Source organism: Anatilimnocola aquadivae, assembly GCF_049819085.1.
Classification (GTDB): domain Bacteria; phylum Planctomycetota; class Planctomycetia; order Pirellulales; family Pirellulaceae; genus Anatilimnocola.
Map to the genome: position 1 here is coordinate 2,858,808 of NZ_CP187419.1, position 15,737 is coordinate 2,874,544.

13 protein-coding genes are annotated in these 15,737 nt (G+C 59.4%); 6 read left to right on the forward strand and 7 right to left on the reverse strand.

Annotation, left to right across the window (positions count from 1 at the left end; translation table 11 throughout):
- The first annotated feature begins 442 nt into the window (after nucleotides 1–442).
- Nucleotides 443–1,531: a TIGR03000 domain-containing protein gene (locus tag NA78x_RS11650; protein ID WP_425618621.1), complete on the forward strand. Its 1,089-nt coding sequence runs from the start codon at nucleotides 443–445 to the stop codon at nucleotides 1,529–1,531.
- Between the two features lie 164 nt (nucleotides 1,532–1,695).
- On the opposite strand, the gene NA78x_RS11655 is transcribed toward NA78x_RS11650, so the two are convergent.
- Complete coding sequence (locus tag NA78x_RS11655) at nucleotides 1,696–2,712, reverse strand: extracellular solute-binding protein (protein ID WP_425618622.1); 1,017 nt, start codon at nucleotides 2,710–2,712, stop codon at nucleotides 1,696–1,698.
- Nucleotides 2,709–3,437 (reverse strand): metallopeptidase, encoded by a 729-nt coding sequence (locus NA78x_RS11660; RefSeq protein WP_425618623.1) that lies wholly within the window; start codon nucleotides 3,435–3,437, stop codon nucleotides 2,709–2,711. Before NA78x_RS11660 ends, NA78x_RS11655 begins: the two co-directional genes overlap by 4 nt.
- A 180-nt stretch (nucleotides 3,438–3,617) precedes the next feature.
- Here NA78x_RS11660 and NA78x_RS11665 point away from each other — a divergent pair, with 180 nt between their 5' ends.
- A complete protein-coding gene (locus tag NA78x_RS11665) occupies nucleotides 3,618–5,342 on the forward strand; it encodes an Hsp70 family protein (RefSeq protein ID WP_425618624.1) in 1,725 nt (574 codons plus the stop codon).
- Between the two features lie 24 nt (nucleotides 5,343–5,366).
- On the opposite strand, the gene NA78x_RS11670 is transcribed toward NA78x_RS11665, so the two are convergent.
- A complete protein-coding gene (locus tag NA78x_RS11670) occupies nucleotides 5,367–6,044 on the reverse strand; it encodes a methyltransferase family protein (protein WP_425618625.1) in 678 nt (225 codons plus the stop codon).
- Nucleotides 6,045–6,931: 887 nt separating this feature from the next.
- On the opposite strand from NA78x_RS11670, the gene NA78x_RS11675 reads away from it, so the two are divergent.
- The 4 genes from NA78x_RS11675 to NA78x_RS11690 all read left to right on the forward strand — a co-directional run bounded on the left by NA78x_RS11675 (nucleotide 6,932) and on the right by NA78x_RS11690 (nucleotide 10,495).
- Nucleotides 6,932–7,111 (forward strand): hypothetical protein, encoded by a 180-nt coding sequence (locus NA78x_RS11675; RefSeq protein ID WP_425618626.1) that lies wholly within the window; start codon nucleotides 6,932–6,934, stop codon nucleotides 7,109–7,111.
- A 177-nt stretch (nucleotides 7,112–7,288) separates the two neighbouring features.
- A complete protein-coding gene (gene thrC / locus NA78x_RS11680; RefSeq protein ID WP_425618627.1) occupies nucleotides 7,289–8,689 on the forward strand; it encodes a threonine synthase in 1,401 nt (466 codons plus the stop codon).
- A gap of 76 nt (nucleotides 8,690–8,765) precedes the next feature.
- A complete protein-coding gene (gene dapB, locus NA78x_RS11685) occupies nucleotides 8,766–9,560 on the forward strand; it encodes a 4-hydroxy-tetrahydrodipicolinate reductase (protein ID WP_425618628.1) in 795 nt (264 codons plus the stop codon).
- Between the two features lie 47 nt (nucleotides 9,561–9,607).
- Complete coding sequence (locus tag NA78x_RS11690; protein WP_425618629.1) at nucleotides 9,608–10,495, forward strand: triphosphoribosyl-dephospho-CoA synthase; 888 nt, start codon at nucleotides 9,608–9,610, stop codon at nucleotides 10,493–10,495.
- Nucleotides 10,496–10,500: 5 nt separating this feature from the next.
- Here the strand turns inward: NA78x_RS11690 and NA78x_RS11695 are convergent, their stop codons facing one another.
- The 4 genes from NA78x_RS11695 to NA78x_RS11710 all read right to left on the reverse strand — a co-directional run bounded on the left by NA78x_RS11695 (nucleotide 10,501) and on the right by NA78x_RS11710 (nucleotide 15,702).
- Entirely contained in the window at nucleotides 10,501–11,076 is a 576-nt protein-coding gene (locus NA78x_RS11695) for a hypothetical protein (protein WP_425618630.1), read from the reverse strand.
- 45 nt (nucleotides 11,077–11,121) lie between these two features.
- The gene (locus tag NA78x_RS11700) at nucleotides 11,122–13,611 is read right to left on the reverse strand and encodes a hypothetical protein (protein WP_425618631.1); all 2,490 of its coding nucleotides are present in this window, start codon (nucleotides 13,609–13,611) and stop codon (nucleotides 11,122–11,124) included.
- Between the two features lie 118 nt (nucleotides 13,612–13,729).
- Entirely contained in the window at nucleotides 13,730–14,977 is a 1,248-nt protein-coding gene (locus tag NA78x_RS11705; protein ID WP_425618632.1) for a M16 family metallopeptidase, read from the reverse strand.
- A 164-nt stretch (nucleotides 14,978–15,141) separates the two neighbouring features.
- Nucleotides 15,142–15,702, reverse strand: coding sequence for a GNAT family N-acetyltransferase (locus tag NA78x_RS11710; protein ID WP_425618633.1), 561 nt, complete (start codon nucleotides 15,700–15,702; stop codon nucleotides 15,142–15,144).
- Nucleotides 15,703–15,737 lie beyond the last annotated feature (35 nt).

Sequence of the window (15,737 nt, forward strand, 5' to 3'; positions counted from 1 at the left end):
CGAACTTGGATGCTGAACCAGATGGCAACCAGGCCAACGAAAGGAAGGATTCGGCTGGTCATTTTTAGTGTGGCCATGAAAGCAGAGATTTCAAAAGTGGCGTGAGGCATGAACGGTTCAATATCGCCGTCCCCCGTGGCAACCGCAATCCGGCGAACGCCACGCTGGATCGCCGCAGAAGCTCGGTTCGAGCCTCTCTTCCCACTCCCCCACTCGGCAAACCGAACTCCGAGCCCCGCGTCGCAGGAGTGGTTTTGGGATGGTTAGGAGGTCTGTAGGGGACGGTTGCGCGGTTGGTGCTGGCTGGTAGTCCTAGATTACGTAGTCATTAAAAATACCCCAAGCTGCTTGAATTACGTGCTACGCTTGACTATCTTCCGGGGTGCATCCTCGGAATTCTCACGCGTTTCACAAACTTTGTTTCTGCAGTTACGAGGTCATTATGTTGAAGTCTTGGAAGGCCTTACGCACCGTTGCAATCGCGGCCGTTTCGTGCGTCGCGGTGGTTGGCGAAGCGACTGATGCCATGGCTGGTTGGCGTTGGCACCACTCGAGTGGTGGCAGCAGCGGCGGATCGTCGGGCGGCAGCAGCGGAAGCTGGGGCAGCTCGGGTGGTTCGAGCGGTGGCTGGGGCGGTTCGTCGGGCGGTAGCAGCGGTAGCTGGGGCGGCTCTTCGGGCGGCAGCAGCGGTGGTTCCTCGGGCGGCAGCAGCGGTGGTTCCTCGGGCGGTAGCTCGGGTGGCAAGCACTGGCGTCGCAACCACGGCAGCTCGGGCGGTTCGTCCGGCAGCTGGGGTTCGTCGGGCGGATCTTCCGGCGGCAGCGGTTCTTCGGGTGGCAGCAGCGGTAGCTGGGGTTCTTCCGGCGGCGGCAGCAGCGGTGGCTCGTCGGGCGGCAGCTCGGGTGGCGGCGGAGCTTATTACTCGCCCGTCGAAGTTTACGAAGCACCAGCCGTGGAAGGTGCCGTTCCTGCACCAGCCCCAATGGCTCCAGTCGCTCCTCCAGCCCAGACCATGTCTCGCCGGGCTGAAGGTTTGCTGACCGTTCAAGTTCCAGCCGACGCCAAGATCTATGTAAATGGCCAAGCCACCAGCAGCACGGGCGAAGTTCGCCAGTACGTGTCGCGCGATCTGCAGAACGGTTTCAACTACACCTACGAAGTGCGTGCCGAAGTCGTTCGCGACGGCAAGACGGTCGAAGAGACCAAGACCATCGACCTGCGAGCTGGTGCCAACAACGCACTGGCTTTCAACTTCGATACCAAGACTGTCGAAACTTCGCTGACCGTTCGCGTGCCTGCCGATGCCAAGGTTTATCTGGCTGGCAATGCCACGACCGCCTCGGGTGAAGTTCGCGTCTTCAAGACGACTGGCTTGAGCAGCGGCAAGGGCTGGAACGACTACACCGTTCGCGTTGAATTCGAACGCGATGGCCAATTGGTCACCCGCGAAGAAAAGGTGACTCTGGCTGCCGGCGATACGAAGGAACTGACCTTCGACGTCGAAACCCCGAAGGTTGCTTCGACTCGCTAGTCGGGTAGAAGTTTTGGTTAAATCGAAATCCAAGAGCCCTCGTGCTGCGAAAGCGGGACGAGGGCTTTTTCGTTGAAAGAAGTTCTGAGTTCCGAGTTTTGCGTTCTGAGAGATCAGTCTGTCCTGTCTCAGAACTCAAAACTCACAACTCAGAACTTTCTACCCTACGGTGCCAAAAATTGCTGGTGGATGTAGTGCGCTGTCGTATCCCACTTTTTGACGGCGGCGGAGAAGTCGACGGGCATGGCTTTGACGGTGGCGGGCGTTTCGACGCGAGGCTTGATGGTGACTTGATCGCCGAGCGGGATCTGGGCACTGGGGCCAGTAGCGAGCTTGGTTTCGACGTTGGCGGTGAGCAGGAAGTCGATCAGTTGTTTGCCATGGCCGGGGTTTGGGCAGCCCTTGATGAGGGCCAGCGTGTTGGGAATGAAGAGCGTGCCGAGCTGATCTTCGCCGCGATCGGGATAGACGATCTTTACGTGGCTCCCTTTTTCGAGCTCGATGATGGCGTCGTCGGTGTCGGTGAGTCCAAAGGCGAGATTGCCGGCGGCGACCGCTTCGGCGACCTGCTTGTTGCCGCCCAGGACGTGAACCTGGTTCTGCTTGAGCGACGTGAAGAACTCCTTGGCCTTGGCATCGCCCAGTGAGGCGAACAGGCAAGCGGCATGTGTGGCCGTGGTTCCGAAGAGCGGCTTGGCGATGGCCGTGCGACCCTTGTAGAAGGGATCGGCCAGGTCATAGATCGAGTCGGGCATGTGCTCGGCATCGACGAGGTCGGTGTTGACGATCAGCACGCGAGCTCGCGCTGCGAAGCCTTGCCAGGTGCCGTTGGGCGAACGAAAGAGCTCTGGGTAATGGTCGGCCTGGGGGGATCGATAGACTTCGAGCAGCCCCTGCTCTTCGAGCCGGAGCGTATTAAGGATCTCGTTATTCCAGAAGACATCGCAACGGGGACGGTTAGCTTCGCCGATGATGGCCTGCGTCAGGCCGACGGTCTTGGTGCTTTCGAGGTCGTATTTGCCAAGGGTTTTGATCTTGGTCTGCTGCGTGAACTCTTCAAGGATCGGTTCGGAGAACTCGCGATCGAGCGCGGCATAAACGACGACCTCGGGTTGTCGTTTACAGCCCGTGAGCACAGCGCAGCAGATGGCGAGAACAATGGCGGACCACAGGGCTCTCACGGCAACTTCCCCCAGATGCCTTCGAGCAGGCGGAAGGTCTCTTCGTCGTGCCTCTTGAGTTCGCCGCTGACAAACGGAAAGAAGTCGTTGGTGCCCAGATAGCACTCGGTCATTTCGGCGAAGAACTCTTTGTGGTTGGTCAGAGCGTAGTGCTTGGTTTCGCGACCGGTGACGAGCAGGGCCTTGTCGTAAAGTTCGGCCTTCTTGGCTCGCTCGTAGGCAGCGAGGATCGCGGGATGTTCGAACGAGAGAACCTGATCGTGGTAAGCATGGGCCAGCTCATGGAGCAACACAAAAGGTTGCTGCGACTGGTGCCTGCGGTCCAGAAAGTACTTGGCCCTGGGGATGTGCACGACCTTGGTGCACTCGGACGGATGGCCATGATCTTTAAGCCAACCGGCGGAAGGGTGGTACTGAGCCTGGACGAGCGTCTCGTTATGGACATCGAGGCGGATTGGAATTTTCTGCAGTTCGGCAACTCGTTCCGCAGTCAGCAGTGTCTTTAAGTGATAGAGCTGATTGGCAACGACGCGCAGCGTATTCTCGCGCAACTCGCGATGCTCTTCCTTGTGAAAGGCATCATCAACTTGCACGGTCCAGCCTTCGATGTTCTCGAGGCGGTGAGTGCCCGCCGGCGTCTTTTGAGTGGTGGAGTCCGCGGCCAGCGAGGCAAAGGCGAAGAGGCCAGCGAAGATGAACGAGATTAGGATGGCAGGCAATCTCATGCGTAGCCTCAGATCGTGGGGGCGTTGTTAACGAGGCTTAACATAGTCGAAAAAGTGACTTCGCTCAAACGGCGAGGTGGTGACGCGGTCGTTGTTCGTGTTGCCTGTTGTTGATAAAGTGGAACGAGCCAGGTTGTTTTCCTCTCGTCATCAATGCCAGTCCCTTTCTGTTAGGCCCTCATGAGTCGCGCGAAGAAAAAACATCCGGCCGTTGGGATCGACTTGGGTACCACCTTCTCGGTCATTTCGTTGCTGGATGACCTGGGCCGCCCCAATACGCTGAGCAATAGTGAAGGGGACAAGATCACGCCAAGCGTGGTGTTTTTCGAAGGGGAGAATATCGTTGTCGGCAAAGAGGCTGCGAAGGCCTTGGCTACCGATGCCGATATGGTGGCCGAGTGTGCCAAGCGAGACTTGGGTAATCGCTTCTATCACAAGCTGATCGGCGGCCGCCACTATCCGCCCGAAGCGATGCAAGCCTGGGTGTTGAACAAGCTGCGGCTTGATGCCGAGCAGCAGATCGGTCCGATTCAAAAAGCGGTCGTGACTGTGCCCGCTTACTTCGACGAAGTTCGCCGCAAAGCCACACAAGACGCGGGCTACATCGCCGGCCTGGAAGTGATCGACATCATTAACGAGCCCACCGCCGCCGCCGTCGCCTTCGGCTTTCAACAGGGGTTCATGAACCCCGACAAGCCCGACCAGGAGCGGAAGAAGATTTTGGTCTATGACCTGGGTGGTGGTACGTTCGACGTGACGGTCATGGAGATCGGGGGTCGCCAGTTCAACGCGCTCGCTACCGACGGCGACGTGCAACTCGGTGGCAAGGACTGGGATCAACGGATCGTTGACTTCGTGGCCGAAGAGTTCATTCGTAAGTTCGGCATCGATCCGCGCGAAGACGCCAATGTTCTGGGGCGGCTTAGTCGCGATTGCGAAGACGCCAAACGCACGTTGTCGGCACGACAAAAGGCTAACATCGCCTGCGACTTTCAAGGAAAGGCGATGCGACTGGAACTCACGCGCCAGACCTTTCAAGAGATTACGCAGGACCTGCTTGATCGCACGGCGTTCACTACGCGCCAAACCCTGCAAGCCGCAGGTCTGGGCTGGGAGGATATCGACCGCGTGTTGCTCGTCGGCGGCAGCAGCCGCATGCCGGCCGTCGTGCAGAAGCTGAAAGAACTGAGCGGCAAAGAACCCGATTGCAGCGTGTCGCCCGACGAGGCGATCGCGCATGGTGCGGCCTTGCATGCGGGCATCTTGCTGGCCTATCACGATGGCAAATCGCCCTCATTCCACATTCGCAATGTGAACTCGCACAGCTTGGGTGTGGTGGCGATGGATGCCAAGACCAAGCGTCCGCGGAATGCGATTCTCATCCCGCGCAATACTCCGCTGCCGGTCGTTGCCCGCCGCATCTTCAAAACGCAACGCGCCGGGCAGAAGTCGATCTTGGTGCAGATTGTCGAAGGAGAGAGCCTCTCTCCCGACGATTGCTCACCACTGGGGAAATGTTCGGTCCGCGACTTGCCGCCGAACCTACCGGCCCAAACACCGATCGAGGTGCGATTTCGCTATGAAGAGAATGGCCGCTTGACCGTGCTTGTGGGCGTGGAAGGAACTGGCAACTCGCTGCGGCACGATTTGACGCGCGAGAACACGCTGACGAAGGAACAACTGGATAGTTGGCGGAAGTATGTCTCGGGGCTCGATCCAGCCGACGAGCCAGAGCCGGCCAACCTCTCGGGAGAAGCACTGCAGGTTCAGCCTTTGGCCAAGGCGATTGCCGAGACGGAAGACATGTCTGGCGAAGCCGAGGAGAAGGTCACCGACAAGAAGGCCGCTGCCGAACGAATGCCCGATCCCAATTCGGAGTCTGGCATTCGCAAACGCTGGACCTAATCGGTTGCCAGCCGCCGCCATTTACTATGGCAGATTGAATGGCGTGGGCCACCAAGAGAGCAGCCGTAAATGTTCCAGTAGGTACCACAGGGCGGGAATGCTGCCCCACTGCAACATGCGCAGGAATTCGGCTCGCAAACCGTTCATTCGCACGGTCACTTCGCGGGGCGAGTGATACAAGCTGAAGTTCGGAATCAAACGTGGCACGCGTCGCAAGTACTCGCGATACTCTTCGCCAAAGACGCTGGCCAAGCGTTCTTCTTCGACGGGCACTGTGATTCGCAAATAGATCAACGTGACCAGGAACATCGCCCCGATCAAGATCAAGCTTTGGGTGAATACGCCGACCGACAGGCACAGCAGCAGCGTGCCCAGGTAGAGTGGGTTTCGGCAGACGGAGTAGGGGCCGTCAACCACCAGCGCGTGTCCGTTGATCAGTGAGTTGTTGGTCTTGCGGCCGCCGATGTACAGGGTCGACCACCACCGCAGCGAACCGCCGGCGAGAAACAGCAGCCAGGCAAACACCTCGACGCCTGTTTCGGCTAGTGTTTCGCCGGTGAAGTGTGGGCGCGAAAAGATCGCCAGCAAGGTTGCCGGAGCGAGTAATAGTAACGAGATCCAGGCGCGAGAACGGCGGATGAAACTGCGACTGGCAGAGACAGGGTCCGCAATCCGTTGCGACTCAATTGAGGTGGCATCCATAGTGCTGGCAGTAGAACACGGGATGCTCATTTGGTGGAAGCTCAGTTTAGGGGCGAAAATTGCCAAATTCAGTTTTCTAACCATCGACCCTGAGCATTGTGCGGCTTGAGCCTGCCCGCGCATCCTTGTGAGAAGGCGCAGAACCCTCGGACACATTGGCGGAGTGATAGCACGACCGTGGCAGAGACGGCAAGATTTGCCGATTGCAGGGAATTTCTCGATTCTGCCGATTCTGCGGGCCGATATCTGGTTCAGACGCTCACGAAAGGGCGTCATTGGTGGAGCCGCCACCGTACCGATCGTTGGTGCGGTGGATGTGGAGCGTTCCACGGTTTTGGTCGAGCACGGATGCAACAGCCATGATTAAGTGGGCATTGCCAACAGTCCTTCTGGCCCTCCTTTCTGCCAGCGGATGCTGCTGTGGACCTTGCGGACCCCGGCCATGCCTGTTTGCGGGGTGTGCGCCGGCATGCGGGCCAAGTTGTGGACCCTCGTGCGGTCCCAGCTGTGGACCGTCGTGTGCACCTGCGACTTGCGGACCCTCGTGCGGCCCCAGCTGCGGTAGCTGTGGACCTCGCAGCCTAACCTGCAGCCCCTGTGGCGGCGGTATCAAGTACTGGCTGAATGGCCGCTGCTATGCTGGTCGCAGCTGTGGCGAGCGATATGTCGGCGAATGGATCAGCGATCCACCAGATTGCTGCGATCCCTGCAATCAATGCGGTAATTTTGTTGGTCCTCGTTGCTGTGGCCCTGGCCCGCTGCGTCGCCTGTGGCAGAACATCGTCTGCTGCAATCCTTGCGGCAGCAGTTGCAATAGCTGTGGCGGAGCCGGTTGCGATTCGTGTGGCGGTGGCAACACCTTCCACGAAGGTATGCAAGGCAACATCATGCACGAAAACTGGGATCACCAGCCCACTCCAGCAGTCCCTGGCAAGAACTTGCCGCATGCCACGCAGCAACCGACGCCCGCTCGCGTACGCACCACGGCTCGGCCGATGATGCCCGCCGGCCCGATGGCTCAGCCCGTCTCCAGCAGCCGGACCATGCCCTCGAACTATCGCCGCTAAGAGAAAAAGGGCGAGCGACGAGGAAACACAGAAGGCGCGACCCGGTCGCGCCTCTCTCTTGCGCTAAGGTCTCAGGGGCTTGCCCCCCTGCCCCGCTCCCTCCCGAGTTGGGCCCCCATCCGCTAGACTAAAGTACCGCGTTCCGCCGCTTCGAAACCTCAACTGCATACACCAGCCGTGCCTCTCAACGATTTCGCTTATCAGCGGTGCTTGAACCATCTGTGCGGCTATACGTGCGGACCCGAAGCCGCGATCACGGCCTGCCCCAAGTGCGGCGACCTGCTGGATGTGCTGTACGACTGGAACCGGTCCAAGCCTCCCAAGTCACTCAAGTTCTTTGAGGAAATGTGGTCTCGGCGGTACGAGCCCCTGCGGTTCAGCGGCATCTATCGCTTTCACGAGTTGCTACCGTTCGCCAAACCCGAAACGGTCGTCACCGTGGGCGAAGGCCAGACCTTGCTGCAGCAGAGCGACGTAGTTGGCACGTACGTGGGTATGAAGCCCGGTCGCTTGTACTTGCAGTATGAAGGAATGAATCCTTCGGGCAGCTTCAAAGACAACGGCATGAGCGCAGCCTTTACGCATGCCCATGCCATCGGTGCCAAGCGAGCCGCCTGTGCTTCGACCGGCAACACCAGTGCGTCGCTGGCCATGTACTGTGCTGCCACGCGCCTGATGAAAGCGGTGATTTTCATCGGCAGCGGCAAGATCTCGTACGGCAAGCTGTCGCAGGCCCTCGACTACGGCGCCCTCACCGTGCAGATCGCTGGCGACTTTGACGATGCCATGGCTCGCGTGCAGGAGATTTCGCGGGACCTGGGCATTTACCTGGTCAACAGCGTGAATCCCTTCCGCCTGGAAGGTCAGAAGTCGATCATGTTCCGCGTGCTCGAATCGCTCCGTTGGGAAGTGCCCGATTGGATCGTCGTTCCCGGCGGCAATCTCGGCAACAGCAGCGCCTTTGGCAAAGCGTTTATGGAATTGAAGGAACTCGGGCTCATTGACCGCGTGCCTCGACTCGCGGTGATCAACGCTTCCGGCGCCGACACGCTCTTCGAATTGTTCGAACATCGCGGTCTCCGCTGGAATGGAGGCAAAGCGAACATGAGCATCGTCGATCACTACTACAAGGAACTCGACGATCTCGGCCGCAAGGCATCGACCATTGCCAGTGCCATCGAAATCAACCGCCCTGTCAACTTGCGGAAGTGCCTGCGGGCGCTGGAATTTTGCGATGGTGTGGTGCGGCAGGTTACCGATCAAGAAATGCTCGATGCCAAAGCGAAGGTCGGTGCCGGTGGCTTTGGCTGCGAACCAGCAAGTGCCGCGAGCGTCGCCGGCGCTCGCTTGCTGCGCGATCAAGGGATCATCGGCAGCGACGAACGAGTCGTCTGCATCCTCACCGGTCATCAGCTAAAAGACCCGACGGCCACCGTCGCTTATCACACGACCGATCAAGAGCAGTTCAACAAGGTGCTCGGCAGCCGCGGCGTCAAACGCGCCTCGTTCGCGAATCGAGCCGTCGCTGTCCCCAACGACCTCGGCGAAATCATCAAAGCAATCCAGTTGTATAGTTAGCTCGAAGTCTTGCGTTCTGAGACTTGCATTGCCTTTCCCCAGTCCCTAGCTCCTAGTTCCCAGCCCCCTTGTTCCCATGATTACCAACATTGCCATTCACGGTGCCGCCGGTCGCATGGGCAAGAGACTTGTTGCTCTCGGTAGCGCCGATCCGCAACTGAAGATCGTCTCGGCCGTGGAATACCCAGAGCATCCCGAGATGGGCAAAGACGCTGGCCTGCTGGCCGGTGTGAATTCCATTGGTGTGCCGCTCAGTGGTGCCCTGCATGGTGACGTGCAAGCGGTGATCGATTTCTCGGTGCCTGAAGGTGCCAGTAGAATCATCGATGCCTGCCTCAGCCGCAAGGTTCCGCTGGTGATGGCGACCACGGGACTCGCGAACGATATCAAGGCACGGCTGAATGCCGCGTCGAACGAGATTCCTATCGTTTGGTCTCCCAGCATGAGCACGACCGTCAACCTGGCGATGAAGCTGGTCGCGATGGCCGGCAGCGTGCTGAAGAACATCAGCAGCGGAGTTGATGTCGAGATCATCGAGCGGCATCATCGCTTCAAAGAAGATTCCCCCAGCGGAACGGCGCTGAAGTTCGGCGAAATCGTCGCTGCCACGATGGGTCAGAGCGAGCATGTGCATGGCCGCGAAGGGGCCGTCGGCAAGCGCACACCGCACGAAATTGGCTACCACGCGGTCCGCACCGGCGACAATCCGGGCGAACACACCATCATCTTTGGCCTGCTCGGCGAAACCCTCGAGATCAACGTCAAGGCTTCCAATCGCGACTGCTACGCTCTCGGCGCGCTGCAAGCCGCTAAGTTCGCTGCCCAGCAGAAGCCCGGTATGTACAACATGTACGATGTGCTGGGGCTGTAATAAAGTTCGGAGTTCAGAGTTTTGAGTTCTGAGACAGGATAAAGACCGTGGCTGCTCCCATCCTGTCTCAGAACTCAGAACCCAAAACTCAGAACTTATCCCTCGGTCAATGCGCTACCCTCGCCTGTCTGCTCGAAGCGACCGCGCCGAAGGTGGGCAATGTTCACCGCGGGGCAGACTTCGATCAACTGACCTTTGCTGACTTTGTCGTGAGTGCGGTAGCCATTAGTCCGGCCATGGAGCAGGCCAGCGAGACAGGTGTCGGCGAAGCAGTGCTCGCGGCGATTACCGCAACGCAATCGTTGGTGAAGACGAACACCAATCTGGGCATGGTGCTGCTGATCGCGCCGCTGGCTGCTGTGCCTCGAGAAGAACAACTCCCTAGCGGCATCAGTCAAGTGCTCAGCGGCCTTTCGCCGCGCGATAGCCAGCTAGTTTACGAGGCCATTCGCCTGGCCCAGCCCGGCGGGATGGGGCAGGCCAAGGAAATGGACGTTGCTGGCGAGGCGCCCACGAGCTTACTTGCCGCCATGCAACTGGCTGCCGATCGTGATCTGGTGGCGAAGCAGTACGTCACAGACTTTTCCCTTGTGATCGGTGAGATTTTGCCGAGCCTGCTCCACGGTCAAGACCAAGGCTGGGAGTTGCAAGACAACCTCATTCGCGAGCACGTTCGCCTGCTCAGTGAATACCCCGATAGTCTCATCGTGCGCAAATGCGGGCCGGAAGTCGCTGCGAAGACTTGTGCCTATGCGGCCCAGGTACTGAACGCTGGCCAGCCCGGCGAAGATCATTATCACGAAGCGCTCGCCGATCTCGATTTCTGGCTGCGTAGCGACGGCAACCGGCGAAACCCCGGCACCACCGCCGACCTGCTGGCTGCTGCTCTCTTCGCTGGCCTGCGCGATGGTCTGCTGAAGCCGCCGTATCGGTGATCGGCCTACTCGTCGCCGAAGCCATCGCTATCTTCGAACATAAATGGCTCGCCGTTTTCCACGCCAAACCGAATCCAAACTCCCGCGCCCACATGGTCCATTCGGTCTTCGTAGTCTTCGAGTTCGGCAGGCTCGCTCATCAACAGCGACCAGAAAGCTGTTGCAATCTCAGCTTGAAGCTCTTGCGACGGCGCATCTTCGCTACTGAACATTAGCGATGTCCTCCCGTAGTAGTCGCTCACTTCAAAGGGAATCGCCAGATTGCCACGTTGGTGCATTACCGCCACAAAACAAGCGAAGAAACACGATTTCTCGCTCCGCTGGTCTTCGGGGATCCTCTCGGTGAGGAACAGTCTGATCAGCCGGCCCAACACCCAGGGAGCATCCTCTCCAGGACGAATGAGTGCTTTGGTCGCAGGAGAAACACCAGCAGTGAATTCGTTCAGCGGGAATACCGAACTGAATGAGCTGCCATGAAGTGTAACGCGGGCCGGGACAAACGCGATTTCGCTCCAGCATCGCACCGGGCCGATAACGTCGTGGAATTCGCCATGACGAATTTCAAAAGCGGAATGGGTCATTGGAGTTTGCTCCGCTTAATTTCCTGCCCATCGTTTGGCGATCGACTAATCGCAGCGGCGTAAGAGTTCGCTGAACTTATTATCCCAGCCGCTGCCGGCAATGCCGGGAGGCGCTTCGAGCGTGTAGCGCAGCAGTTGCGCCGCGGCGGGCTTATCACCCAATTTGAACTGCGCCAGGGCGATGCTGTACTTGGCCTTGTACCAGCGGGGAGTGCGGGCCTTGGTGCGCGACGAGATGCGCCGCCATTGTTCGAGTGCCTGTTCGAGTGTCGGCCTGTCGTTGGTAGCGAGCAGCGCATCTGCCCAGCCTTCTTGAATCGGACCGTTGTCGGGATTCTCTTTCGCCAGGCGAGCGTAGAGCGTGAGCGCTTCCTTTCGTTGACCTGCGAGGACGAGTGCTTCGGCTTTCACGCGATCGAGTGTCACGCGCTCGGCAGGTTGCAACTGTGCGCGGCGCTGATCGAGAAGTGCGATAGTCTGGAGTTGCAACCGAGCCACGACCGCTTGCAGCGAGGCGGGCGATGTCTCGGCAATCTTGGCCAGACGCTCGATCCCCACGAGCAATTGCGCCGGAGAGGCACCGGCGGACTGTTCAATCGCCGTCTGTGCTTCGCGCTCACGTCCGGGCAAGACGGCGAGGGCGAGAATGCGCTGCAGAGTTGCCTCTTGCAGCCAGGCAGCGGGCGGATCGAGCTCGCTTTGAATGGCCGCGCTCAGCAGGGCTTCTACTTCGGCTGCAGAACTTGGTTCATAAGCCAGGCGAAGTTCTGCTACTGCGAGCGCCGCGTCGCGATGAGCCTGCGTCCACCGCTGCGGCAAGCGGTTGTTCTCGGCATACAGAATCTGCTGAAAGAACTGCAAGGCAGCGGGAAGTTCGGTCGAGGGAGATTTTCCTGCGGCAATCGCCTGAGCCAGATGTTGCCGAGCAGCATTCACCGCGGCCGGTACCACTTCGCCGATCTTGGCCGAATCGCGCGGCGTGAGCGCATAGGCAGCGAGTGCTTCTCGCCATTGTTGCTTCGCGGTATGCCACTGCCCTAGCCAAATGGCCGCTTGGGCGGTCGATGCGTCGGCGGGCCAGGTCTGCAAATGCTCTTGCAACAAGGCGACATACTGCGGCGCCGTCATGGGATCGCGACGAACATCCTGCGCGGCATTCCAGACGGCTTGCAGGTGAGCAGCACCAGCCTGGGCATTCGTCGGCTCGCGCAAACTGGCAGCTCGCAGGCGGCGTGAAGCATCGGCGAACTGTTTGCGGTTCTGCTGAACCAGCGCGCCCTTGAACGCCAACTCAAAGCCTGCGCTACTATCACCGCCCGCGAATGCTTGCTCGGAGGCTTTTTCGTAAGTTGCTGCTGCCTGATCGAGCTCACCTTTTACATAGAAGTTGTCGGCGGTGCGCGCGAGGACAGCGGCCCCCGCGCCTGTGTTGCTGCCGCCGAGCGCGTGGACGAGGAGTTGGTCCCCACGACGTCCCCAATAGGTGCCATGCGTTTGCTGAATGAACTTGGCCATGCCCGCGGCTTTATCTTGCCAGGTTTGAGCCTCGGCGTTCTTCTGCTGTTGAAGTTGTTGCCATGCCGCGATGTAAGTCTCGAGCCAGGCGAGATCGAGATCAGCGGATACTTCCCCCGCCAAGTTGCGGCCGGCTGTGAGCAACTGCATCGCTGCCGCCATATCACGCGCTTCAAGTGCTGCACGAATTCGTTCAGCCCGCACCGTCAAACGGTACGAAGCTGCTTTTGGTTCGCGGTCGAGTTGAGACAGCGCGTCACTCGCTTGCTGCAAGTTTCCCAGCAGTCGCTCGCTGATGCCCAGTTCCAGCCTCACCAAATCGGCAAGCGGATCATCGGGAGTGAGTTGCGTGAGCGGCGCGCGTAGAATCTCTTGTGCTTGCTGCGCAAGCGAGATTCGATCGGGAGATTTCGCGGGATAAAGTTCACCGCGCAAACGGCAGACTCGAGCCCACTGGTAAAGCACATGCTGTTGCAGCGAAAACAGCTCTTCGGCAGAGAGTTCTCCCGGTGCTGGAGTGCGGCGACGAACCTGCGGCAGTTCGCGCGTCAGTTGCTTGTCGAGGGACTCGAGCGCGTTCGCGGCGGTTCGTAGCGGCAAAAGTGCCCGTTCGAGTTCGGCAGCGGGAATGGCTCCCGCGCGAAACTCCGCTGCGGCGAGTTCCCCCTCGGCCAGCCAGGTGAGGGCATCTTGCAATTGAACGAGCACGCCGCGCGGCCGCTTGCCGCGAGCAAAGTCGGCAGCCGATTGGTGAGCTTGCTGAAACCACTTGGTCCGCTCTGCTGGCGGTTCGTTCAACGCATGCAGAGCGTATGTGCGCAGCAGTTCGACGGTCAGTTCGGTGACTGCTGCTTCGTCGTTACTCGCCGCCGTGATTCGCTGCTGGCAGTAGGTCTCTGCCAGTTCGAACAGGCGACGTTGCTGCAGACCGGTAATGAGGCGCACATCGCGCGAGTCCGCGGCGAACAGTGGTGCCACGAATAAGAGGAGCAGAGTCGCGATGAACGAGCACTGCTTCACGGAAGAGCTCCGAAGGAGATCGCGGATTGAGTTCAAGACAGAAGTGGAATCTTTCGACGCTTCAGCCCCTCCACCCCAACCCTCTCCCCGGAGTACCGAGGCGAGGGAGTAAGAAAACCTACAAGGACGGAATTGTGAGTGGCTTGGGACCGAGGGAAACAACGGTCAGGTTCTTGGGCGGATGGGCGGCGAGCCAACCGTTGATCGATTGGCAGGTCAGGCCGTCGATCAGCTTTTGCAGCTCTTCTTTCGTCCGCACGTGCTGCAGGTAGTACCAATCAAGGGCGATGTTGCCGGCGCGGGCAGGGCTCGACTCTTGCTGAATGATCAGCGAGCGTTTGATGCGCCCTTTCAGGCGATCGAGCTCGGCTTGTTCGATGCCGGCGAACATCCGTTTAAGTTCGCCCCAAGTAACATCGAAGGTGTCTTGGCCATGCTCGGGCGTGGTGCCGGCAAACGCGATCACACTGCCACGATCGCGGAGCGAGTGACACATCGCATACACACTATAAACGTAGCCCCGTTTCTCACGCACTTCGGTAAAGAGCCGCGAGCTCATGCCGTCGCTCAAAGCGCCGATGGCTCCGCGCAACTGAAAATAGTCGTCGTTGGCGTACGAGATGCCATCAATGGCCAGACCGACGAGGGTCTGGTTCGATTCGACCTGAATGTGCTCGTAGCCGCGTTCGCCGGAGACTTCGACGATTTTTTCGTCTAGCCCCGGTCTCCAATCGCCGAAGAGTTCTTCAACTTGATCTCGCAGCCGGGGCCAATCGATTTTGCCAGCGACGCTCAAGATGCCCCGGTTTGGGCGGATGCGCTCGGTGACGAACTCCTGCACATCCTTTTGCTGCATGGCTTCGAGCGTTTCGACCTTGCCCTGTGAGCTGCGCCCCCAAGGATCGCCGTAGTAGCGACGTCGCAATTCTTGCATCACGCGCTGCGAAAGATCGTCTTCGACGGCCCGCACTTCCTGCAGGCAGGACTGCCTGGCATCGTCAAGCTGGTCTTCGGGCAGCAGCGGCCGCTGGAGCATGTCTGAATACATTTCGAGAACCGCGGGCAGGCTCTCTTGGGGCATCGAGCCGCCAAAGCTGGTGTGCGTTACGCTGACCGATGAGCTGCAATCGGCACCGAGATTTTCCAGATCAGAAACAAACTGCCGGCTGTCTCGCTCGCCGGCACCCCGTTGCAACATCTCGCACGTCAGCGCGGCGAGCCCCGCTTGCTTGGGCGTTTCGTGCACGCAGCCCGCGGGAAGCAAAAAGGCGAAGGCCGCCGATTCAAGCCAGTCCATTTCCTCAGCAACCAGCGTGAGGCCATTGGCAAGCGGATGAATGTGAATCTTCTGAGCGGTAGCTGGCATTGGTTCTTTTCTGTAATCAGCAGATCGCCTTGGCAGTGGTGCCAAGGGCATCATTGGCTGGGGCAATCTATCACGGCGCTGGCACTAGTGCACAAGCCAATAAACCCCCGCCGCAGGGGCGGAGGCGTGAAAATTAGTGCTCCCGGTTGAGCCTATCCCTACGGCTACGCGTACGCAACCTCACTAGCCTTGTAGACGGTTTTCACTTTACGAAAACCGAGCCGCTGATAGAGCCGAACCGCGCCCGTGTTTTGGGCGGTAACTTCGAGCAGAACCTTCTTCTGGCTTGCGAGTCGGAAGCCGTTGAGAGCATGCCAAACCAGGGCGACGCCCAGTCCCCGACTGCGATGCTCGGCCGTGACCCCGACGTTCTGAATCGCCCCGACTCCATCCCCCTCGCAGACACCTTGAATGGTGCCGCAAACTTCGGGGCGGCGAGCGTTTTCGGGCCAGTATTGAATCAACCAAGTGGCCGAGGCGAGAAAGCCATTGCGATCGGCAATTTCGGTCATCAGGCGGCGACAACCGGCCCGCGTTCCCAGGCACGGGAAGACGCTAGCGTCCATCTCATCGACGAAGCAGCGAAATTTGACTTCGGCATGCAGCGGGATGAGTTTCTCGCTCCAAGGGAGCAGACTGTAATGGGCGGGCAGTTGCGGCGCAGGGGAGACGGGCGACGCGAGGTCGGTCTCCATGCGGTAACGCTTGAAATAGGTGATGCCCATGGCGTGAAACGCCGCGATCTTTCAGACGTGAAGCG

Bases quoted from the DNA above. Each gene is read 5' to 3' on its own strand.
- NA78x_RS11650 (WP_425618621.1), top strand. From the start codon at position 443: ATGTTGAAGTCTTGGAAGGCCTTACGCACCGTTGCAATCGCGGCCGTT.
- NA78x_RS11660 (WP_425618623.1), bottom strand. From the start codon at position 3,437: ATGAGATTGCCTGCCATCCTAATCTCGTTCATCTTCGCTGGCCTCTTC.
- NA78x_RS11665 (WP_425618624.1), top strand. From the start codon at position 3,618: ATGAGTCGCGCGAAGAAAAAACATCCGGCCGTTGGGATCGACTTGGGT.
- NA78x_RS11670 (WP_425618625.1), bottom strand. From the start codon at position 6,044: ATGGATGCCACCTCAATTGAGTCGCAACGGATTGCGGACCCTGTCTCT.
- NA78x_RS11675 (WP_425618626.1), top strand. From the start codon at position 6,932: ATGCACGAAAACTGGGATCACCAGCCCACTCCAGCAGTCCCTGGCAAG.
- dapB (WP_425618628.1), top strand. From the start codon at position 8,766: ATGATTACCAACATTGCCATTCACGGTGCCGCCGGTCGCATGGGCAAG.
- NA78x_RS11695 (WP_425618630.1), bottom strand. From the start codon at position 11,076: ATGACCCATTCCGCTTTTGAAATTCGTCATGGCGAATTCCACGACGTT.
- NA78x_RS11705 (WP_425618632.1), bottom strand. From the start codon at position 14,977: ATGCCAGCTACCGCTCAGAAGATTCACATTCATCCGCTTGCCAATGGC.
- NA78x_RS11710 (WP_425618633.1), bottom strand. From the start codon at position 15,702: ATGGGCATCACCTATTTCAAGCGTTACCGCATGGAGACCGACCTCGCG.